The sequence below is a fragment of the Alkalimarinus alittae genome (assembly GCF_026016465.1).
In the GTDB taxonomy this organism is placed as follows: domain Bacteria; phylum Pseudomonadota; class Gammaproteobacteria; order Pseudomonadales; family Oleiphilaceae; genus Alkalimarinus; species Alkalimarinus alittae.
This window is the reverse complement of record NZ_CP100390.1, coordinates 2,285,630-2,307,303: the sequence shown is the minus strand read 5'-3', so window position 1 is coordinate 2,307,303 and position 21,674 is coordinate 2,285,630. Positions and strand designations below refer to the sequence as shown.

The window sequence follows — 21,674 nt, the reverse complement described above, 5'->3', positions numbered from 1 at the left end:
GAAATAATCATGAGTAGTATGAATATAACCCATACGCTAATGGCTAAATCTATGGGGGTTAATAGCCACCATGAACTGGTGGCGTTTATGCGTTCAGATTGCCATGTTTGTCGCTCAGAGGGGTTTGAAGCACTCGCCAGCATCCAATTGGGGCACGGTGAACATACCATAATTGCCAAACTCTACGTGGTTGATATTGATCAGTTGGATGCAGACACCGTAGGACTTTCCCATGCGGCGTTCGCGAAGTTGAAATTAAAAGGTGGGGAGAGCGTTAAGGTAACCCACGCCCCTGTTGTTAATTCTTTATCCAGCTTAAGAGCGAAGATTTTCAATCAACCCTTCTCTGAAATAGATCTGATAGAAATTGTCGGTGATATTGCCAAAGGGCACTATAACGACATCGAAATTTCCAGTTTTGTCACTGCATGTGGCGGTGACCGATTAAGTATTGACGAAATCACTTGGCTTACCAATGCCATGGTTAAAGTAGGTGAGCAGCTCGACTGGGGTACAACGCCTGTATTAGATAAACATTGTGTGGGGGGCCTACCGGGCAATCGAACGACACCTATCGTTGTCTCGATAGTGGCGGCCAACGGTCTGCTTATTCCGAAAACATCTTCCCGTGCCATTACTTCTCCGGCTGGCACCGCCGACACAATGGAGATACTTACGCGTGTTGATCTTGATCTCTGCCGATTAAGACAGGTCGTGAAGAGCACCGGTGCCTCGCTTGCGTGGGGAGGAAGTGTAAAGTTAAGTCCGGTTGATGATGTGCTTATTCGTGTTGAAAAAGTGCTTGATCTAGATAGTGAAGGGCAGTTGATAGCATCTGTATTGTCAAAAAAAATAGCGGCTGGGTCCACTCACGTTCTTATTGACATCCCTACAGGAGCATCTGCGAAAGTGCGGACGGTAGACGCAGCAGAGAATCTAAGTCGACAACTTATTGAAGTGGGAAAACGTCTTAATTTAAAGGTTGAAACCATCATTACAGATGGAAACGAACCAGTGGGGCAAGGGATTGGGGCAGGACTTGAGGCGAGAGACGTACTCAAAGTGCTTAAAGGTGAAGGCGATGCGCCAGAAAACCTTAAAGAACGCGCGTTGACCTTGGCGGGTTTATTGTTGGAAATGGGAAATAAAGCAGACAAAGGACAGGGCAAAATATTAGCCACAAACACCTTAGACACTGGTAAAGCCTGGCAAAAATTCATGGAAATTTGCCTATCTCAGGGTGGGCTAAAACAACTGGATAATACCGCTCATACTTATTCATTCGAAGCACAATACAAAGGTGTTATTAAACAAGTAGACAATCGAAAACTCGCTAGATTGGCCAAGTTGGCCGGAGCACCAGCGTCATCTGTTGCAGGGGTAGACTGGAAAGTTCGTTTAGGGCAGACAGTAGAGAAAGGTCAGTCCATATTGGATATTCATGCTGAAACAAAGGGCGAACTAAATTATGCCTACGAATATTTGGTAGCAAATGAAGATATTGTAATAATTGGAGAGTGATAATGACTAGCGCTGCTAAGATTAATCGAACTAATGACAAGAAAGCTTCCAGAGGAACACTGTTCTCAGTTGATGGTAATCAAACATTATTTCAAACACTGGCAAGTCAACTCGACTTAACATCGGGCAGTTTGGCTATGCGGCAATTTCCTGATGGTGAGAGTTATGTCAATGTTAACAGCGATGTAAATGGACAGGATGTTGTTTTGCTTTGCTCGTTAAACCAACCGGACAACAAAATACTCAAATTACTGTTTCTTGCCGATGACCTGCGTGATTTAGGCGCTAAAAGTGTCGGCCTGGTATCACCCTATCTTGCTTATATGCGCCAGGATACAAAATTTAATAAAGGCGAAGCGTTAACATCTAAAACGTTTGCGTCACTTCTTAATGAAAGGTTTGACTGGTTGGTGACGGTAGACCCTCACTTACACCGTTACCATTCATTGTCTGAAATTTACAGCATACCTGCAAAGTCACTTCATGCGGCTACACTGCTTTCAACGTGGATAAAAGAAAATACGAATAATGCCTTCTTGTTGGGACCTGATGAGGAGAGTGAGCAGTGGGTTAGCGATGTAGCTCAACAAGCGGGTGTGCCTTGTGGCGTATCGCGAAAAGAAAGACACGGTGATCGAAGTGTAACCGTGCATTTCCCGCCGCTGAATATTTTGGATGATCAACCTATTATTCTGGTTGATGACATCATTTCAAGTGGTCATACCATGATTGAGTCTGTACTGCAGCTCAAGCAACAGTTTATAAATCCGGTATGGTGTGTTGCGGTACATGGGATTTTTGCAGAAAACGCGGATTCTCACTTACTCGCCGCAGGGGCAGATCGATTAATCACCACCAACAGTATTGCACAGCCTCACGCTCAAATTGATGTGTCGAATCTAATCGCTCAAGAGTTAAGACGTTGTCTTGCATCGGAGAATGAATTGGTTTCCTAATTTAAAATTATCTAAAGACGTTTTTCTTACGAAGGTGCAGAAATGAAAGTAGCCATATTTGATATCCACCCTTTTGAAAAAACTTATATCGAAGAGGCTTTCGCTAATAGCAAGCATCAACCTGTTTATATTGACCAACAGCTGAGCGAACGCACTTGGGAGCTGGCTAAAGGTTATATAGCGGTCTGTTGTTTTGTGAATGACCAAATTAATGAAGATGTTATTTGTCAGCTGGCGTGCAGGGGGACTCAGCTAATCGCATTGAGGTGTGCAGGGTTTAACAATGTTGACCTGCATGCTGCGGCAGTACATGGAATCAAAGTCGTGAGAGTGCCCGGTTATTCCCCGCATGCCGTTGCAGAACACGCAATGGGGTTGGTTCTTTGTCTCAACAGGAAAATACATCGTGCCCATCAGCGAGTGAGGGAACTTAATTTTTCATTAGACGGTCTAGTTGGATTTGATATGCATGGAAAGACCGTGGGGGTGGTCGGAACCGGTAAAATCGGTGCGGCTTTCGCTCATATAGCAAGGGGATTTGGCTGCCGTGTTTTAGCTTTTGATCAATCTGTTGATGTCACGTTGCTAGCGCTTGGAAATGTTGAGTACTGCTCGCTTGAGAAGTTAATGGCGAGCTCGGATGTTGTATCACTGCACCTTCCGTTGACCCCGTCCACCCACCACCTGGTTAATAAAAACGTGCTTTCTTTGATGAAATCTAATGCATTATTGGTGAACACGAGTAGAGGAGAGCTAATCCAGGCGTCTTCTTTAATAGACGCGCTTAAGCTAAATAAAATTGCTGGTGCCGGGCTAGATGTTTACGAAGAGGAAGCAGATATATTTTTTGAAGACTTTTCGGACATCGGTGTGCAAGACGATGTATTAGCACGATTATTAACGTTTCCAAATGTGATTGTTACCGCTCATCAAGGTTTTCTGACCCGTGAAGCATTAACCAATATCGCTCAAACAACCGTCAAAAACCTCGATAGCTATTCTGTTGGTAGCCCGCTCATCAATGAGATCTCAACTCAGCTACAGGTAAAAGCTGGGTGCGACAGGCATGCAGTCAGTGGCTAATAGTCTCTTTCTATTCATGGTGGTTTTTAGCTTGTATACCCTTCAACAAGTGGTTGACGAAGAAGCGGTTGCCCGATTCAGCTATCAATATTCTTGTAGGTGTAATAGTCGGGCCTCTTTTTCTCAACTGGGTTAGCTTTGATGAAATAGCCGCTATCGCTGCTGATGTCGCGGTTGTCGCTTTATTGTTTGCTTCTGGCCTAGGCGTTCATTGGTTAGCGTTTAGACAAAATATTGCCAAAGGATGTTTACTCGGTATTGTTGGTATCGTTGCCAGCCTCATTTTGGGGTTTATTGCGTCGTATGCTATTGATAACCGGTTTGATGAGGCTATGTATGTTGCCGCAGCCCTTTCTGCCACGAGTATTGGCATTAGTATTGAGTCGTTTCGACAGTACAAATTGCAAAATACACCACTTGGCAATGTATTACTGGCGGCGGCGGTTATTGATGATGTAGTTGCCTTGTATTTGATGTCGTCACTGCACTCGTTGAGTTCAAGTAACACCGGCTTTATTTCTTTAGGTTATTCGATGTTGGTTAGTTTGGGAGCATTACTTGTACTTGGCACAGCTTTGTTTTTTATTGCTCGCAGTATCAATCGTTACACATTGCTTGATCGGTTGCCGTTAAGAGTAACCTGTTATCTACTTATTGTTGGCGTAAGTGCGCTTATCACTAGTATCGTCGGATTGTCTGGTGCTTTAGGTGCCTTTATTGCGGGGCTTATGCTCACCATTGTCAGCCATGGTAGGAGTAGTCATCGTAAAACACATATTCAGTTCGAAAGGCTGTTTAACTGGATGGTCCCCGTATTTTTTATATCTATAGGTATAAGGGTGGCTCAAATACCGGTAAGTGGGAAGCATCTATTGATGTTGACTGGAGCCTTATTGTTGGCTGCCATTCTTGGGAAGCTGTTTAGCCCATGGTGCATAAAAAATCACTTTAGTAACAGAGAACGTTGGACTTTGGGGTTCGCGTTACTCCCTAGGGGAGAAGTTGGCCTGATCGTCGCTAGCATGGGGTTGCAACAAGGCCATGTGAGTGAACATACAATGATCGCTCTGGTTACGATGACTTTGGCAACGGCACTCATTGCCCCAGTTGGTATCGCAATTGCCAGTTACCCCCTTCAACAGAGATAAATCAGACTAAAAAAAGAGGAGATAAATATGAAAAAAATAATACGAGTGATGATGTTATCTGCACTACTGTTTTTAGTTTCATGTTCTGAAGGTATGCACTCTGATACCACGTACACAAAAGGACCCTTTTCTGGAAATGGAGAAAAAATCTATTTCACTGGGGTCACAGAAGATAATTCAGTTGTGCCTACATCAGGGGGGCATCATCATATGAAAATGCACGGTGGTGGCTGTGTAACATGCCACGGTATTAATAGGGAGGGGGGGAATCGAATGTGGCCTTGGTTTTGGGTTACCTCGCCTGCACTCACCCCCGCCGCTTTAACTGGTGATCATGAAAGTAAAGGTCATGATCACGCTGTTTATGATTCCAATTCACTAAAAAGGGCAATCATTGAGGGCGTGAACCCCGCGGGAGAAAACCTTAACGACCTTATGCCTAGGTGGCAAATGTCAGAAAGGGATGCAAATGATCTGGTTCACTTTCTTTTAGGTGATCATCAAGATGAACATTAGGAATTCTATGAGATGAAAGAATCAAATGTAGCTAAGAAATACCCTTGGTACGTGAAAATATTCTTCTGGAACCAAATGAGACGTTATGGGCAGGTGCTGGAGCCCGCCAAGCTATGGGGAAGAACCCCAAAAGTGTTTGCGGCCTTGGCACTACTCTATGGTGCCATCGATCGCAGAAAATCACCCATTGAACCCTCCTTAAGGTCGTTAATCACCGTGCGTGTCTCACAAATTAACTGGTGCGAATTTTGTGTTGATATTAATTCCATGATGGTTTTGAAACGTGGAAACAGTGAAGAAAAACTCTCCGACCTGGAGAGCTATAAAGACAGTGATTTGTTTACTGAGCGCGAGAAGGCCGCCATAAATTATGCTGAGGCAGTCACACTTTCGAACAAACAGGTCACCGAGAAAGATCGAGAGTGGCTTGCAAAATATTTTTCGGAGGATGACGTTATTGAACTTACAGGGCTCATTGCCTTTCAGAATATGTCTAGTAAGTTCAATGCGGCCTTAAATGTTCCTCCACAGGGGTTTTGTCAAATCAAACGCTAATACTCATAAAGTTTAAGCGTATTCTAGATATGCTCTGCATATATTTGATTATTATTTAATTAAAATATTTTTTAACGCTCGGAGGCTATTAATTGAATGACTATGCAGTTCAACTCGATCACATAATTATATTTGCCCAGAGTATTGGGATCGGCTTCTTAATCGGTGTTGAACGAGAGCAGCATAAGGAAGCCATTGCAGGAATTCGTACCTTTGCATTGATTTCAATTGCAGGTACGCTGTCTGGTTACGTGCTGAAAATGGGTCAGTATCCTTTTATAACCATTGTGATGGCGCTGGTCATTGGAACATCATTAATTGTTGCGCAATGGCAGAAATCCAATCACTGCCAAACTGACCCTAACACAACGTCGGTTATCGCAGGCATCATCACTTTTGGCTTGGGTTTCATGTTGTGGTTTGGTCATAATATTCTTGTTGCCGCTATCGCCATAGCAACAACCGCTATTCTCTATTTTAGGGCTGAGCTGCACAGCGTACCGAATAAGTTATCCCGACAAGACATTACGTCGTTCTTCCTGTTCGCAGCAATTGCCTTTGTCCTATTGCCTGTCTTACCAAATACTACCTATGGGCCCTATAACGTTATTAATCCCTACCAAATAGGTTGGCTGGTCGTATTAATTTCTGGTATCAGCCTTGCCGGGTACCTCGCGATAAGGTTGCTTGGTAAGAAAAAGGGCATCCTTGTTATTGGTTTTTTTGGCGGACTGGTATCAACAACCGCCACTACGATGGTTTATTCACGTCATACGGCTAAACAACCATCGTTCATGCCCGAAGCCGTTGTCATCATCATGCTTTCAAACTTGGTGTTGTTCTTACGAATCGTAGCGGTAACAGCCATCTTTGAATCCTCCGTTTTAACGTCTCTCGCACCGGGTTTATTGGGCGGGTTACTGCTTGGAATAGCCTATATTTTTTGGCTACTTAGACGATTCAAACCAAACAAAGACAAAGAAGCGCCTGAGTTTAAAATTGAAAACCCGACAGAGCTAAAGGCTGCAATTAGCTTTGCGTTAATATTTGCGGGTGTATTGCTTCTGGTTGCCTGGATGAACGACACGTTTCAAGCCGAAGGCGTGTACATTGCAGCGTTTATCTCAGGGTTAACCGATGTAGACGCGATAACCTTGTCGAGCCTAAGGCTTGTTTCTACCGGTAATATTGATGCGTCGATCGCTACCAACGCAATCTTAGTAGCCTATATCGCGAACCTAATTTTCAAATATGGTTTAACCGTTGCGCTAGGTACAAAGGAACTCCAATTACATATTGGGGGAGGGTTTTTATTGTCGCTAATAGGGATATTGCTTGCTTGGTTCTTTTTATCATGAACAACAGAGGTTATAACTTTCGTTTGGCGTTTAAGTTGGCTCTTTTTATTACCTAGGAGCAGTGTCTACCATGTAGACACAAAAGTGGCGAGGGCTGCCAGAGCGGCCTACCAAAGATAGGTGGTGTGCCACCTCGATTAATCATATTCGCCTACATTCCTGATCATAGGGTGGACGCTTTCATAGATGCTATAGGTAATAAGTAGTTCAGAGATGATCCCGGCGAGAAAGCAGTAACGCAACAAATTACCGTCATACAATTTTCTAAATTAAACATAGAAATACTTAGCTTTCGATGTTGACTCATTCGCTGCACACAGGTCTAGACTACTAATATATAAACATAGCAAGCATTAACCATTGACTGGATTTTTCACGAGATAAAGTCTAATCCAATTAGAGGTAACGAAAAATGGATGGTCTATTTTCTTTTCTATTATTTGCAGCACTTTTTTATTTTATGATGCGTCATGGTTGTGGCTCTCACTCCGTGCATGGGCATGGTGGACATCATAAGAAAAGCACTGCTGACAATCATGTTGATCCTGTTTGCGGGCAATACGTTAACGTAGACGAAGGGTACGGGAAAATGTACCAAGGTCTTCTTTATCGCTTTTGTTCAAGAGCGTGCCTGGATAAATTTGAAACCAATCTTGAGAATTATATTCAGCACCCCAATCCTGTCGACGGGGGCTCGTCATGAGTCAAGGACTTTCACTAAAGGCGGCAGGTCATGCGAGTAGCCTGTTCGCTGCAATTACATTCACTTTATGCGTCCTGTTTGATCTGGTATTTCCTGAGCGGGCAATGTATCAAACCTGGCAAGCACTCTTGCCGGGTTTCGAATGGATCAGTTGGCGTAGTTATTTTATTGGTCTTATAGAGAGTTACGGATACGGCTGGTACGTTACGCTTATTTGGATTCCTCTTTATAACGTAATCGCGTCTCGTGACACACCGGCTGAGAAGAAGCCATCCAGTTGTTGTAAGCACGGTGCAGGTACAGAGCAAACGTAGGATGCCTACATTAAGGGGTCACTATGGACCGTGGTCGATTAGTTGAAATAGCAGGCGCGGGGCCCACAGGACTGTCTGCGGCGATTGCTTTGGTGAAAGCGAGTGGTATTACTTGACCAATTGGAACAAGCGAGATTCCTTGTTAACGTTACGAGAGGGATGTACCTGTACCTGGTGTAAGCACAAAAGAAAGAATATATCGTGACCGATAAAAAGACGTTGACATCCTATCTCAGTAATCTTCGGAAACGACAGGGTAGTGGGCTTCATGTAGTTGAGCGCCCAGGTTCTGGTCCGACGATAGTTTTGCTGCATGGTCTTGGTGGTACACACCGGTATTGGTTATCGGTCATGGATCAGGTTAATTTCGATTCCCACCTGATTATGGTTGATTTACTGGGTTTTGGAGACTCACCTAAACCGTATTGCCGATATACGGTAGATTTACATTTAGAAGCCTTAAAAGAGGCTTTAGGTGATCGTAAAAATTTAACTCTGGTAGGACATTCTCTCGGGGCAGCGTTGGCCTTAGCCTATTCCGCACGGTACCCGGAAACGGTTAATCGCCTGATCTTAATCAGCTGCCCATATTTCGGTGATAAACATACCGCTTATCGGTGGCTAAGGCATAAACCCAGTGGCTGGTTATTGACTAATATGATGACTACCGCATTAACTTGCCTGATAACTAGGGGCATCACAAGACAAATTCTTCTTTATATACTGAAGGATTACCCTGCTGAAGTCGTGGACGACCTCGTTAAACACAATGTAATGTCATCTACGACGTCTCTTTGGGAGGTCCTTTATCGTTATGACCTTAATGATGATGCCAAGAAGCTTCCAAAAACATTACCTGTCATTTGTATCCATGCGGAAGATGATATTTCGGCACCGGTCGAGGGCATTAAACGCCTGGTACGACTGCATTCGAACTGGCGGCTAATCCTGTTGGATGGCACTGGTCATCAACCCTGGCTAAGAGCACCAAAATCCTGTGCAGATATTATTCTTGGCGTTCCATTGATGACCCACACTAATTTTATAACGGAGTTTTAGCGAATCGTTAGCTCAATAAAGGAATACTTAGGTGTTTAATAATATCGATGGTGCAACGAACAGATATAACAACACCTCATGTCATTGTGAGGAGAGCAATGGTGCTGTTGAGCAAGACGCAACAGTCATAGATCCTTTTAGTGTCTATTGTGAAGGCGATGAGCTATTTACGGCAATGCTCGATGCGATTTCTAACGCTGAAATAAGTATTTATCTGGAATCATACATTTTTGCAACAGATGAGGTCGGCCAACGCTTTATTGTGGCCCTCCAAGAAAAAGCCATGCAAGGGGTTGATGTAAGAATACATATTGATGCTGCTGGCAGTGGAAATTGGTTACATGGTTCCTTTTTCAAAAAGATGATTCCATATGGCGTGAAACTCAAGTGGTTTCATCGTTGGGCCTGGAAAAATCCGCTTCAATTCAATGTACGAAATCATCGAAAAATATTAGTAGTGGATGGCACGAAGGCCTTCATCGGTGGGTTCAATATTCATAATGAAAGCTCTCGTAAAATGATTGGAGTGCAGCGTTGGTTTGACTGCCATGTAGCTATGTCCGAACCAACCGCTAAAGCGGTAGAACGTTATTTTTTGGAATTTTGGAATGGTTCGAGGCAGTTTCACCTTCCGGTCAGTGACTCACCTATCTATCTATTACCAAATTTCTCAAAAAAGTGCCGTTTTCGTCTGCGTTGTGAAATTGGCAATATGCTGAAGTCTGCCAAGGAAAGCGTACGGGTTGCAACGCCTTACTTTGTACCTGATAGTTTTTTGCTTAAGCGCTTAATAGCCACGGCTAGCCGTGGCGTACGAGTCGAATTAATGGTTCCCCGATTAAGTGATAACAAATGCGTAGATTGGGCCGTTAAAAACTACTACACGCAATTATTGATGGCAGGTATCGAGGTTTATGAGTATCAGCCTCGGATGCTCCATGCCAAGCTTATGATAGTGGATGATGTGAAAGTAATGATCGGTTCTGCCAACGTCGATTATCGTAGCCTGTTTGTTAATTTTGAACTGGTACTTATTACTTCTAATAACGCACTTATTTCCTCATTTAGAAAGCTATATTCAGCGGCCAAAACAGAGTGTCACCCAATTTCAGCAGCTCATTGGAAACGGATAGCATGGCGGTGGTGGCCATTGGCCTTATTGGGATATTGGTTGAGACGACTGTTATGAAGCTAATGTTCCGGTACATAAGAGCTAGGGTTACATTAAAAGTATTATTTTATTTTTTTCTTTCAATAATACTTGCTTGTATCGCACAGGCGGAAACAGGTGGCACCATTCCTGTTGGAAAATTTTCGAGCGGAGGATTGGAAGGATGGGAGGAAAAGCTCTTTAATGGTAAAACAAGCTATGTTTTTGTTCAGTTGGGTGACACAACTGCTCTTAAAGCTGACAGTAAAGCCAGTGCATCAGGGTTAGTAAAAAAAATTACTGTAGATATTAAAAAATACCCTTATCTGACTTGGCGTTGGCGCGTTTCAAATAGATTAGGCCAAATGGATGAAAAACAAAAATCTGGTGATGACTATGCAGCAAGGATATATGTTGTAGTATCTGGAGGCCTATTTTTTTGGAATACTAAAGCAATAAATTATGTTTGGTCGAGTAATTTGCCAAAGGGTACATCCTGGCCGAATGCCTTTGCAGGAAGTAGCGCACGAATGTATGCAATACGTTCTTCCGATGACCAGCTAGAAACGTGGTACGAAGAAAAACGCAATGTCTATGAAGATTTTAGAAAATTGTTTGGTTCAGAAGTGCGATATATTCATGTGGTCGCTTTGATGACTGATACTGATAATAGTGAAGGTAAGGTAGTTTCCTACTACGGTGATATTACTTTTTCACAAAAGTGATATCCAGCAGGGTTATGGCTAAAATTTAGTTAGAAGGAAGAACGATAATTAATATCAACTTATGGTGAACTTAATTGAAATGTACTAACCTAATAGACAAAAGGTTTCTATTAATGTGTTTGTAAATTGGATCGGTAGATGGCTTTTATATTCAGGTTCATTGCCCTAGCTCTCTTGATAACTGTTGGTTTAGCGTACAGTAGTATATTGGCTGATGTGGGGGTGATTGATTCTGAAATTATTTCTTCTTTCGAGAAAACTACTGATATGCACTTTGACCATTCGGTTTCAACTGCGCATGTACATGTAGATGAAGATCTTACCGAAAGTTTAGCGCAGAATTGTCATCACAGTTCTGGTCCCTCATGTAGTGGTTGTTGTTTGTTTTCGTATGGCGCAATAAATTTTGTGCATCATAATGATATATGGGTTCATAGAGCCGATAAATATTACAATTCCTGTATTTTAACTGGCCTAAAGCGGCCGCCAAAGTTAATTCCTCAGTCTTTTCAGGTTTAGTTTTTTCGTCAGGTAACGGGTTAGTTATCGACTTATACCATGAATTGTTATGAGGAATTTTGAAATGTCATTCTCTAAAGTCATTAGTGCATTATCTATCTCTGCGTAATCATCCCAATGCTTCCAGGTTTCATTCGGATTAATCAGAAAACTGTCGAAGCACTCTGGATCATTGCTATCTTGCCAAGCGACTTCAATTGGGTAGCTATCGTCTGATAAACCGCTTGCTTCTACATCAAAAATTATCATTTTTGGTAGTTTGCTCCAGTTAGTAAAAATCACATTTAGAACACAAACCTGTATTAATATTTTACCATCAAAACTGATACAACCGGAAAATTCCATGGTTTGACAAGTAATTTCGGCATAATAACTTTCACGACCAGCTATTGTAGAGCACTATTTTCTGGTATCAATATAGTTTGAGACCTTTGCTACGCTCGTGACGTCGTGCAAAGGTCTCAGTTTGGCATATTGAATTGGTGACAAGCATAATGACCTAAATGGATTAGACTGACTGCTATTGCAGGATGAAATATGGACTCCCTAGAGCAAGAATTAGCACATATAGAAACTCAATTGGCAGCTATAGAAAAAGAAAAATCTGCCTTGCTCGAGCGTAAGCACCTTCTTCAGAACCAATTTACGGAAAAACAGATACCCGCTATTCAAATCGAAACACTCAGCGTGGATGACAAAGTGGCTTTGTTTTCCTGCCTCTTTAAAGGCCGAACCGATATATTTTCTCGACGATGGGAAAACAAGCAGGGCCGAAGTGGCTATGCCGTTGCATGCAGCAACGAATGGCGCCAAGGGATTTGTCACAAGCCTCGTATAAAATGCGGTGACTGCCAGCATAGAGCATTAAGTGCTATTGATTATGCGGTTATCTATGATCACCTTGCCGGCAAACATACTGTTGGTTTATACCCTCTTTTACAGGGTGATGATTGCTGGTTATTAGCGGTAGATTTCGATAAGTCAGATTGGCAGCAATCCATCACTGCATATAGAGAAATTTGTTTAGACTTTTCTTTACCAGTTCTCGTTGAGCGATCTCGATCCGGTAACGGTGCGCATGTTTGGGTATTCTTTGAAGAAACCGTTCCTGCGAAAGATGCTCGAAGATTAGGTTTTTCGCTATTAGATAAAGCAATGGAGAAACATGCCGGTTTATCCTTTGAGTCTTATGACCGACTGTTTCCTAATCAAGACACCATGCCTGAAGGCGGCTTAGGAAATCTTATTGCACTGCCCTTACAGAATGAACCTAGAAAAGTTGGAAATTCAGTATTTATTGATGAGCAGTTTAAAGCTGATACAGATCAATGGGCAGAGTTAGCTAAAGTAAAAAGGGTAAGTCGACGTGAGCTATATGATTTGTTGGATCAACTCGAAGACAACTCAGACAATAGTCTAGACCTAAAACCTTGGGAGAAATCTTTCCCTGTTAAAAAGGATAAAATTGAAGGCTGCCCTCTCAAAGTTGCCGTTGTTTTGGCAAACAAGATCTACATCCCCATCGAAGGAATGCCCCAGGCTCTAATTGCGAGAATGAAGCGCGTTGCCAGTTTCTCCAACCCTGTGTTCTTTAAAACTCAAGCGCTGCGTTTTTCAACCAACGGCATTCCTCGCTTCATTTGTTTGGCGACCATTGAACAAGGCTATCTGTGTTTACCAAGAGGTTGTTTTGACGAGGTTACGGAAATCCTAAACCAGCAAGAAATTCAGATAGAAATTGATGAAAAGAGACAAACAGGACAAAAACAGAAAGGCATCAAGTTTAAAGGGGAACTGAGGCCTGACCAGAAATCTGCCGTGAAGGCCCTAAGTCAACATGATGTGGGGGTGTTGCACGCACCGACAGCTTTTGGAAAAACGATTACTGCGATTGGTGTAATTCATAAACGTAAAGTAAACACACTGATACTTGTGCATAGTCGACAGCTGCTGGACCAATGGAAGGAGCGCTTGTCGATGTTTTTAGATAATGCCGAGATTGGCGTTATAGGTGGAGGTAAACGAAAGGCTACCGGGATGATTGATGTGGCAACGTACCAAAGCCTAATCAATCGAACCGACAATACCGTGGACCCTGCGGTTTTCGAGTATGGCCAAGTCATTATTGATGAATGTCACCACATTTCTGCACCCAACTATGAGCGTTTGCTTAATGAAATTCATGCGAAATATGTTCTGGGTGTGACCGCAACACCTCAAAGGCAGGATGGCCATCAACCCATTATATTTATGCATGCAGGGCCTATTCGGCATGCTGTTGCTTCATCAAAACAAAACCAGTTTGATCAGAGGGTTATTACTAAACTTATTTCTAGCATTCCGCCAACAGAGATGTTGAATCCTGAATCTCGACCTCATATTGCTGAGGTATATCGGTGGTTAATGGAGAGTGAGAGCAGAAACCAACAAATCATTAATGATGTGGCGCTTTCTGTCAACGAAGGTCGTAACCCAATCCTGCTAACAGAAAGGCGCGAGCATGTTGAGCTACTCAGTGATCTATTGAAAGATAAAAGTATTTCATTCACTGTTCTTCGTGGGGGAATGAAAGTGAAAGAACGCAAAGATGCAATGGCATCCTTGGATGAATCACAAGTGCTGATAGCGACAGGTAAATACATTGGAGAAGGGTTTGACCTTCCAAAACTCGACACACTATTTCTAGCGCTTCCGATTTCCTGGAAAGGGTCGTTAGCTCAATATGCTGGTCGTATTCATCGTACAGCGGAAGGGAAAGAAAAAGTCGTCATTTATGACTATGTGGATAATCAGCTTCCAATGTTGCAAAGAATGTTTCAGCGTCGCCAGAAAGGTTATAGAGCCTTAGGTTATACTGTTTTCGAGTCAGGATCGGATGGTTTTATTCAGGGATCATTGGTCTAGATCAATGTGAAAGTACTAAATTTACTAGAAAATCTTAATGCCTGATAAAAACAATAAATAACAATGACTTAGAATAATAAATAAAAATGGTCGACTAAAAAGTGAGAATTTTGCTCACTTTATATGTTGTTCTGCACAGCCATTTGTTGCTACATATCCACTCTCTTTAAAACTCCAGATTATTCTTTAAAAGCCCGCTATCATTAGCGATCGTTTCTTTGGCTCAGCTTATCTCAATGTCTGAAATCTGATTAATTGTTTTTCATATGTATTTTTTTAGGATATCAGCGGATGTTCGAGTTCATCTGAAAAGGTGAAGAGCAAGTTATTTTCTTTAATAGTTGGTTTGTCTCAGTTTGTTTCGTCAGGAATAATTATCCGAAGCTTATTCGGTTGAGCTAAGAGAAAGGATGGCGTAAAGCCCAACATTGACCTGAAAGTGTGGCAATAGTGTGATGAGTCATTAAAGCCAGCCGCAACCGCCGCCTCTGTTAAATTTTCTCCCTGACCGACTAAAATAGCTGTTACATATAATCGATGCCATAGGCGATAGCGGCGAATTGGAACACCAGTTTGTTGCTTAAATAATTGAACTAAGCGTGAGGCTGATAGGTTGACAGCTAACGCAAGGTCATCAAGTGATAAATTATCACCTATTGTTTGTTTAATTAATTTTATTACTTCCACAACGCGCGGATCAGTGTCGTAGCAATCCATACAAGCCTGATTATTCTTGGTTAGTAGGTGCTCAATGTATTCGTATGCAGGCTTCGATTCTAATTGTGATCGATACATTTCCCAAAAGTCAGCAATAAACTCATCTTCACAAAATAATTGATATCCTATCCCATTCTCATGTTTCTGCATCAATCGTGATAATGAAGAATAATCGACGCCAAGCGGGTCCAAATTGCAGTTCACAATAATCGCATTATGGGTCTCTACACGAACGGACATACCTGCTGGTAAAAGCAAACTCCAGCATTCTATTGGCTCTAATTGTTCTTTTGTTTGAAAGGTTATAGGTTTATCTAGGGCAACCACTAAGGCTGCTGCACCTTGTGATAGATCTAGAGTTTCAAACAAGGGGCCAATATATAGCGTTCGCTTATCCCATAGATATAACAAGGATGGGTTAATGTTATGCACCATAATATCACTCGATATTGACTCATTTTTTTGTTGCTATGCAGCTTAAAGTTGGTTACTGCTATCGCTAAACAAGGCCCTATAAAAAACCACAATACAGCTTACACCTGTATACTATAAAAGATAAAAAGTTCAAGCTCACCCACATCATTCCCTTTTAGTGAGCTGTTTATCGATTTCAACAGATAAAAACAAACATTATCAAATCTTACAAGCGTCGCCCTTTTCGTAAATTCTATTCTTGCCATGTTGAAATTCCTTCAGCAATAAAAATAATATTTTAAGGACGAGACTATGAAAAAAATATTAATTCCCTTAGCGACGGTATTAACAATCGCGCTTTCATCTCAGGCACAGGCCGGATGGTTTTCCGATTTCTTTAGCTATACAAAAACAAAACACCCTATCGTTCTAGTACCGGGTATCTTTGCTTTCGACACGATTGCAGGCATTGATTATTGGTATCAAATTCCAGCTAGTTTAGAAGCAAAAGGTGCTGAAGTTCATGTAGCAAAGATTAATGCATTTGATAGTTCTGCGATGCGTGGTGAGGCGCTTATTGCTCAACTGGAAGAAATTCAGGCAGCGTCTGGTGGTAGTATTCAGAAGTTTAATCTTATGGGCCACAGCCAAGGTGGTATGACGGCACGTTACGTTATGAATGTTCGTCCAGACCTAGTTGCTTCAGTCACGACTATGGCGACACCACATACAGGTTCACCACTTGCAGATTTGGTAACAGATATTGCTCCGCCAGAATCTGTGCAAGGCGTTTTATTCGAAGTATTTGCGAATACGGTTGGTAATTTAGTGAATTTACTTTCTGATAATAAAAAAGATCAGTCTGATATTTACGCAATGCTTGGTGAATTTAATGAAGCTGGTGCTGCACAGTTCAATGCTAACTTTCCGCTTGGCTTACCCGCATCAGAATGTGGAGCTGGGCCATCGAATGTTACGATAAACGGTGAAAATATTAAGTTATATTCTTGGGGCGGTACTGGGCATTTAACCGGTGGTCTTGATATCTCAGACGCATTATTTGCTATTACCAGTCTTGCATTTGACGAAGCAAACGATGGTGTTACGGGTATTTGTTCCAGTCACTTCGGCTCAATATTGCGTGATGATTACTTCATGAACCATCTTGATATTAATAACCACGTTCTAGGCCTTGTTTCTATTTTTGAAACTAACCCTAAAACCGTTTTCAAAAACCATGCTAATCGTCTAAAAAAGGCAGGTATGTAAGTGTAATTACCGCTAGCACATTGAAGGATTGTTACTCCCTAACAATCCTTTATTAAACTTATCTCAACTAACTCTGCGGTTTACACTATGAACACGAAAAAAACGATCATCGCAAGTAGCTTGTTTCTAGCTGTCGTTTTGTTAACGAGCTACCTTGTTAGCAAACCTAATCACTTTGGTGACACTGTAACTTCTGTAGGTGCAGGAAACGCTGAAACAATTACATCTGCAAAAGCAACAAACCAGCGGTTACTTGATGATGCCCTTAATCATAAAATAGTGAAAATTCACTCAGATAACGTCCCGTCATTAGCTGGTATAGAGCATGAAACAAATATTCTCACAGATAGTGAAGGCAATTTACGGGTAGATGAGTCTTTAAAAGAATTGTTTGAATTTTATTTATCTTCCATTGGTGAAGAGCCTTTCGAGCAGGTGCTTCAGAGAATTCAGTCAGAACTAGACTCTCAATTGAAATCCCCTGCGCTAGAACAGGCTTTATCCTTATTGAAACGCTATGTTGACTATAAAATTGAACTAGTAAGTATTGATCAAGAAGCACCAAGTCCACTGGTTCACTCAAATTCAGCTATTGAAAATATTAAGCATCAGAAATCTCAGTTGAGTGCTTTAAGGTCAAGCTACTTTGATCCGGTCGAATACCAGCAGTTTTTCGAACAAGAAGAGCTTTATGATAACTACATGATCTCTCGCATAGAAATAACCCGCGACCAAGCATTGGATGAAGAAACAAAGAGGCAAAATATAGATGCCCTAGAACAAACGCTTCCAGAAGAAATTAGGTCTGTTAGAAAAAAGGTCTCATTGCATGGAAACTTGTATGCACGTGCAGAAAAAATGAAATCTGAAGGTTTCAGTAATGAAGCGGTTTTTCAAATAAGAGAAGAGTCTTTAGGAACGGAGGCTGCAGAAGCCTTAGCAAAATTAGACGACGACCGAGCGCAATGGCAGAAGCGTTTAACAGGCTACAAACAACAACGAGATGCGATTATTGACTCCGGGCTTAGTCAGGCAGATCAATTGCGTGCGATCAATAACATAATCGACGTGAATTTTTCGGGTACTGAAAGGCTCAGGGTTAGGGCGCTAAATAGTAGCTTGTAGAAGCCGCTGTTATCTTTATTTCAGTCCTTACTTCTTTCTCATATTAAGTTTATTCTTTGGCAAACATAAATAAAATTTAGGCTTAACTAAAGTAGTTACGAGATAAGCATTAGGTACTCTCTATGTCGAAATAATTCTTATACCACTTCCTGTGCGGCTGCCAATAACGTCAATCCTATTTGCCATTTGTTCTTTGAGTCTGTTACGTGTGAAATGAGACCTATCATAAGTTCGCTAGCTTGTAGGTTTGTTAAGACTCTTTGCGGCGTCGAGTGATTCTATATCGAGACAGCTAAAGCCTTCGTCGATAAATAGGGTGTCTAGTTTAATTCCACCCGCATAAGACTGAACCGCATCGGATAAATCACGTGCCAAAGATAGCACAGTAAGAGAAAAAGGGGGGTGGAGGGATTAAATATTAATCAAATCAAATTTGGTTAAAAAGAAATCCCTCCGTCCCCTTTGCTCTTTCACCCATGCGATGTAGTTCATGACCGCAGTCATCACAGCTTTTGTCTTCGTCTGCCAGGTCGTGAATGATGACATCACGTGGTAAGTCTTTTGGTAAAGGTTTACGAACCGGTTTTTTACGCTCGTAGGTGATCGACTCTTTTTCGGCTTCGGTAGGCTCTGCTTCAGACTCATCTGCTAATTGCTCCACCTCATTAAATAACTCACCCTGACCCGGGTAGCCTTCAGTGCTTTTACCAAATTGTTTATGCTGAGCTAAACGAAACTGTTCAGTAAGATAAGCGATAGTCTCATCTCTTTCTGCGAGAAGTTTCTTCAGTAAAATAGGGTCGTCAGGGAGTGATTCGATGTCTGTTTTCATGCGTGTATTTTAACAAAACACACGCTAACTTGCTGTTTTTATTTATACTATTTGTCTGATTTTATTACATAATATTTTGATAATTGACAGCTTGATGACCGATGACATCATAGCCTTCCAGCAACCAAGACAACTGCTGTTCATTCAACTCTAAACACGCTTCATCAATACGGCTTGGCCATTTGAATTTATCTTTTTCAAGTCGTTTATACCATAAGGCAAAGCCGGTTTTATCCCAATAAAGTATCTTCAATTTATCCTTGGCTTTGTTGCAGAAAATAAACAAAGCACCGCTCATGGCTGGCAGATTCATCTCAGACTCAATGATCACAGAAAGGCCGTTAATCGATTTTCTGAAATCGACAAATTGCCGATGAAGATAAATGCGCGAAGGCTGAACAAACATCTTCATGATAAGCCCTTTATCACGCTGACCAAAAAGTCAGATGATATCGACTCAGGAAAAGACAGCTCACCGGCTTGGGTGATTAGCGTGATGGTTTGTTTAGGGCGTGTCGCTTGCGTGACTTTTTCAGATATCTGTCGAACAACTTTCGCTTCGACAAAGTTATTGCCCGTCGAGTGACGCTGCTTATTAAGATAGAAAGCAGAGCTGCTGATTTTATGTTTGGAGCAGAACTCTGAAATGGTTAAACCGCTTTCTTTTTGAGTGGCAAAGATGGCTGGCCAGTCGTGTTTGGGTCGTTTTTTTGTCATGTGCTAGTTCCTTTTGAATTTTGGAACTAGCGTAATTAATTGTTGAGATTCATATTAGGTGTGCTTCGCGTGACGCTTACTTATCTATACTGTTTTTTACAGCAGTAACTACGTATTCGCTTGCTGAAGGAAAGGCGACTAAGAAAGAAGAGCTTCAGCCTCCTGAAGATTTCAGCAAAGATGAAGTTATCCATATACACAACTTAACTGAGCCAACTGCTGCAGGAGTGCCAGAAGGGGAGTCTTATGTAATCCATGAAGATGCGATGGAAGAGCACCCTCATGGACATAAAGTACATCCTCATACGATTAAAGGAGCTGAAAGACATGGCATGAGAGCCAGTGACTATAAACGAGAAATGTTTGGCACTGACTAAGTCAGATTCAGTCTTCTTATACTACTTTCCACCTTGCCTTGTGAAATTGGAGGTTAAACTCAAGGCTCGGTGGATATAGGTATATGGGAAGTAATTTAACACTGGAGATAGTTATCGGTTCTAATTATGAGCTTATCTCTATTGCTTCGTTAGATCTACCTACCATAAAAATAGCAATTCCAGTAATAAATATACCTAGCCATTGAATAGGAGACAATAACTCAAAGAAATATATATATCCTATTAATAATCCAAAAACAGGTGTTAAGAAACTAAAAACATTTAGTTTAAAGAGTGGCGCTCTTCGTAATAACCAGAACCACAAAACAAAAGGTAACGCAGTGCCGAATAATGTCAGGACTGATAGAATTAATATGTAATCAAGAGTAAGTTGTAACGACAGTATGTTACCTTGATAAAGGTTGAGGGCCCCTAAAGGAATCGCTCCGATACAGAGCTGTAACCCCATGGCGTTGTAGATATCCACTTTGTTAGCAATTCGTTTAAGTAAAATATTACTAACGGCAATGCCTATGGCCGCAATGAGAACGAATAATATGCCTTGAACCATATTTGGGTTATTAAGTGTAATTGACCCTGAGCTTATGATAAATATTCCAATAAAGCCTAGCCCTATACCAATCATTGAGTTTTTACTTGGACGTTCACTAAGAAAGTACCAACCAAGCAAGCTTGCAATCAATGGTTGAGTGTTTGTAATGACGGTCGCTAAACCTGGCGATAACAAACTTCCCGCATAAAACATCCCCCAAAAGCCAATACTAGTAGCAGTAAATCCAGCAAAAGTAATAGTAATCCATTCCTTCGTATTATTGGGAAAAGGGCGATTGCCTTAGCTTATATTGGCCGACTGTATGAGCATGAGAAAGTCATTCGTGAGCAGTCATTAACTGGCCAGGAAAAACAGGATTATCGTCACCAAAACAGTACACCAGTAGTGGATGCGTTTTTTAATTGGTGTCACGAACAGCGACAACGCATTGATCTGGTGAAAAGTAACCCTCTATCCAAAGCCCTGGCTTATGTAATGAAGCGTGAGGCAGCGCTACGTGTTTACTTAAATGATCCTGAGGTGCCAATGGATACTAATCACCTTGAACGGGCGCTTCGGGTGATCCCCATGGGGCGTCGGAACTGGTTGTTCTCATGGACGGAGTTTGGCGCGGAACAGGTTGGTGTTATTCAAAGCCTGCTAGTGACTTGCAAGTTACATGGCGTTAACCCTTATGACTACTTAATTGATGTTTTACAGCGTATTAGTTGTCATCCAGCCAGTAAGGTTGGAGAACTAACCCCTAGGGTGTGGAAAGAAAAATTTGCAGCGAATCCAATGCGCTCAGATGTGGAGAATTTAACTAATGGCAGATAAAAAGGTTTACCAGGACTGGTCTGATAGTGCGGCTAAAGTCAGAGCGATTGCTTCTGACTCCCCATTAGAGCTTTGGCAAAAGAGCCACTTGGTTGCAGGTGCATATGCAGGTTTAGCCCTAGAAGGGTTGAAATCAAAGCACCGGCATAAGATCCTTGGCGGGTTCTCTAAAATGAACGGGATACTCTCACAGTATACGCTGAACACATATGATGAATACCAGATCATTAAGGAAGAGGACTTACGTGAGATCGTCAGAATCGTCATGTCGCTGGAGCCGTAAGGTTAAAGGGCATTAAACTCCTGTTAGTGCAATGACACC

At 41.9% G+C, this 21,674-nt stretch carries 23 protein-coding genes and 3 pseudogenes; 18 read left to right on the top strand and 8 right to left on the bottom strand.

Annotation, left to right across the window (positions count from 1 at the left end; translation table 11 throughout):
- Positions 1-9 precede the first annotated feature (9 nt).
- From NKI27_RS10480 to NKI27_RS10425, 12 genes are all read left to right on the top strand, one after another.
- A complete protein-coding gene (locus NKI27_RS10480) occupies positions 10-1,521 on the top strand; it encodes a thymidine phosphorylase family protein (protein ID WP_265046004.1) in 1,512 nt (503 codons plus the stop codon).
- A 2-nt stretch (positions 1,522-1,523) separates the two neighbouring features.
- Complete coding sequence (locus NKI27_RS10475) at positions 1,524-2,477, top strand: ribose-phosphate pyrophosphokinase (protein ID WP_265046003.1); 954 nt, start codon at positions 1,524-1,526, stop codon at positions 2,475-2,477.
- A gap of 42 nt (positions 2,478-2,519) precedes the next feature.
- Complete coding sequence (locus tag NKI27_RS10470) at positions 2,520-3,560, top strand: 2-hydroxyacid dehydrogenase (RefSeq protein ID WP_265046002.1); 1,041 nt, start codon at positions 2,520-2,522, stop codon at positions 3,558-3,560.
- The gene (locus tag NKI27_RS10465) at positions 3,533-4,708 is read left to right on the top strand and encodes a cation:proton antiporter (protein WP_265046001.1); all 1,176 of its coding nucleotides are present in this window, start codon (positions 3,533-3,535) and stop codon (positions 4,706-4,708) included. The genes NKI27_RS10470 and NKI27_RS10465 overlap by 28 nt, the downstream gene beginning before the upstream one ends.
- A 27-nt stretch (positions 4,709-4,735) precedes the next feature.
- Positions 4,736-5,224: a c-type cytochrome gene (locus tag NKI27_RS10460; protein ID WP_265046000.1), complete on the top strand. Its 489-nt coding sequence runs from the start codon at positions 4,736-4,738 to the stop codon at positions 5,222-5,224.
- A 12-nt stretch (positions 5,225-5,236) separates the two neighbouring features.
- Positions 5,237-5,779, top strand: a complete 543-nt coding sequence (locus tag NKI27_RS10455; RefSeq protein ID WP_265045999.1) for a carboxymuconolactone decarboxylase family protein — start codon at positions 5,237-5,239, stop codon at positions 5,777-5,779.
- Between the two features lie 92 nt (positions 5,780-5,871).
- The gene (locus NKI27_RS10450; protein ID WP_265045998.1) at positions 5,872-7,137 is read left to right on the top strand and encodes an MgtC/SapB family protein; all 1,266 of its coding nucleotides are present in this window, start codon (positions 5,872-5,874) and stop codon (positions 7,135-7,137) included.
- Positions 7,138-7,549: 412 nt separating this feature from the next.
- Positions 7,550-7,840, top strand: coding sequence for a YHS domain-containing protein (locus NKI27_RS10445; RefSeq protein WP_265045997.1), 291 nt, complete (start codon positions 7,550-7,552; stop codon positions 7,838-7,840).
- On the top strand, positions 7,837-8,154 hold the full coding sequence (locus NKI27_RS10440; RefSeq protein WP_265045996.1) for a DUF5676 family membrane protein: 318 nt from the start codon (positions 7,837-7,839) through the stop codon (positions 8,152-8,154). Before NKI27_RS10445 ends, NKI27_RS10440 begins: the two co-directional genes overlap by 4 nt.
- A gap of 219 nt (positions 8,155-8,373) precedes the next feature.
- Complete coding sequence (locus tag NKI27_RS10435) at positions 8,374-9,213, top strand: alpha/beta fold hydrolase (protein WP_265045995.1); 840 nt, start codon at positions 8,374-8,376, stop codon at positions 9,211-9,213.
- A 31-nt stretch (positions 9,214-9,244) separates the two neighbouring features.
- Positions 9,245-10,402: a phospholipase D-like domain-containing protein gene (locus NKI27_RS10430; protein ID WP_265045994.1), complete on the top strand. Its 1,158-nt coding sequence runs from the start codon at positions 9,245-9,247 to the stop codon at positions 10,400-10,402.
- Positions 10,348-11,088 carry a DUF3047 domain-containing protein gene (locus tag NKI27_RS10425; protein WP_265045993.1) on the top strand — a complete coding sequence of 247 codons (741 nt, stop codon included), beginning with the start codon at positions 10,348-10,350 and terminating at the stop codon, positions 11,086-11,088. The genes NKI27_RS10430 and NKI27_RS10425 overlap by 55 nt, the downstream gene beginning before the upstream one ends.
- 543 nt (positions 11,089-11,631) lie before the next feature.
- Here the strand turns inward: NKI27_RS10425 and NKI27_RS10420 are convergent.
- The gene (locus tag NKI27_RS10420) at positions 11,632-11,952 is read right to left on the bottom strand and encodes a hypothetical protein (protein WP_265045992.1); all 321 of its coding nucleotides are present in this window, start codon (positions 11,950-11,952) and stop codon (positions 11,632-11,634) included.
- Between the two features lie 192 nt (positions 11,953-12,144).
- Between NKI27_RS10420 and NKI27_RS10415 the strand changes: the two genes are divergently transcribed.
- On the top strand, positions 12,145-14,511 hold the full coding sequence (locus NKI27_RS10415) for a TOTE conflict system archaeo-eukaryotic primase domain-containing protein (RefSeq protein WP_265045991.1): 2,367 nt from the start codon (positions 12,145-12,147) through the stop codon (positions 14,509-14,511).
- A 351-nt stretch (positions 14,512-14,862) separates the two neighbouring features.
- On the opposite strand, the gene NKI27_RS10410 is transcribed toward NKI27_RS10415, so the two are convergent.
- Positions 14,863-15,663 carry a helix-turn-helix transcriptional regulator gene (locus tag NKI27_RS10410; RefSeq protein WP_265045990.1) on the bottom strand — a complete coding sequence of 267 codons (801 nt, stop codon included), beginning with the start codon at positions 15,661-15,663 and terminating at the stop codon, positions 14,863-14,865.
- Positions 15,664-15,954: 291 nt separating this feature from the next.
- Between NKI27_RS10410 and NKI27_RS10405 the strand changes: the two genes are divergently transcribed.
- Both NKI27_RS10405 and NKI27_RS10400 read left to right on the top strand, forming a co-directional pair.
- The gene (locus tag NKI27_RS10405; protein ID WP_265045989.1) at positions 15,955-16,911 is read left to right on the top strand and encodes an esterase/lipase family protein; all 957 of its coding nucleotides are present in this window, start codon (positions 15,955-15,957) and stop codon (positions 16,909-16,911) included.
- A gap of 87 nt (positions 16,912-16,998) precedes the next feature.
- Complete coding sequence (locus tag NKI27_RS10400; protein WP_265045988.1) at positions 16,999-18,036, top strand: lipase secretion chaperone; 1,038 nt, start codon at positions 16,999-17,001, stop codon at positions 18,034-18,036.
- A 234-nt stretch (positions 18,037-18,270) separates the two neighbouring features.
- Here the strand turns inward: NKI27_RS10400 and NKI27_RS10395 are convergent, their stop codons facing one another.
- The 4 genes and pseudogenes from NKI27_RS10395 to tnpA form a co-directional block, all read right to left on the bottom strand.
- Positions 18,271-18,411 (bottom strand): hypothetical protein, encoded by a 141-nt coding sequence (locus NKI27_RS10395; RefSeq protein ID WP_265045987.1) that lies wholly within the window; start codon positions 18,409-18,411, stop codon positions 18,271-18,273.
- Between the two features lie 94 nt (positions 18,412-18,505).
- Positions 18,506-18,868, bottom strand: a pseudogene (locus tag NKI27_RS10390) (IS66 family transposase); the annotation flags it as partial.
- Positions 18,869-18,932: 64 nt separating this feature from the next.
- Positions 18,933-19,280 carry an IS66 family insertion sequence element accessory protein TnpB gene (gene tnpB, locus NKI27_RS10385; protein ID WP_265045986.1) on the bottom strand — a complete coding sequence of 116 codons (348 nt, stop codon included), beginning with the start codon at positions 19,278-19,280 and terminating at the stop codon, positions 18,933-18,935.
- On the bottom strand, positions 19,277-19,585 hold the full coding sequence (gene tnpA, locus NKI27_RS10380) for an IS66 family insertion sequence element accessory protein TnpA (RefSeq protein WP_265045985.1): 309 nt from the start codon (positions 19,583-19,585) through the stop codon (positions 19,277-19,279). Before tnpA ends, tnpB begins: the two co-directional genes overlap by 4 nt.
- Before the next feature lie 227 nt (positions 19,586-19,812).
- On the opposite strand from tnpA, the gene NKI27_RS10375 reads away from it, so the two are divergent.
- Positions 19,813-19,962: a hypothetical protein gene (locus NKI27_RS10375; RefSeq protein WP_265045984.1), complete on the top strand. Its 150-nt coding sequence runs from the start codon at positions 19,813-19,815 to the stop codon at positions 19,960-19,962.
- A 124-nt stretch (positions 19,963-20,086) separates the two neighbouring features.
- Here the strand turns inward: NKI27_RS10375 and NKI27_RS10370 are convergent, their stop codons facing one another.
- Both NKI27_RS10370 and NKI27_RS10365 read right to left on the bottom strand, forming a co-directional pair.
- On the bottom strand, positions 20,087-20,572 hold the full coding sequence (locus NKI27_RS10370) for a DMT family transporter (RefSeq protein WP_455168462.1): 486 nt from the start codon (positions 20,570-20,572) through the stop codon (positions 20,087-20,089).
- Between the two features lie 3 nt (positions 20,573-20,575).
- A pseudogene (locus NKI27_RS10365) lies at positions 20,576-20,788 on the bottom strand (EamA family transporter); the annotation flags it as partial.
- Between the two features lie 24 nt (positions 20,789-20,812).
- Here NKI27_RS10365 and NKI27_RS10360 point away from each other — a divergent pair.
- Positions 20,813-21,352 (top strand): annotated as a pseudogene (locus NKI27_RS10360) (IS66 family transposase); the annotation flags it as partial.
- Entirely contained in the window at positions 21,342-21,635 is a 294-nt protein-coding gene (locus NKI27_RS10355; protein ID WP_265045983.1) for a hypothetical protein, read from the top strand. The pseudogene NKI27_RS10360 and the gene NKI27_RS10355, both read left to right, overlap by 11 nt.
- Positions 21,636-21,674 lie beyond the last annotated feature (39 nt).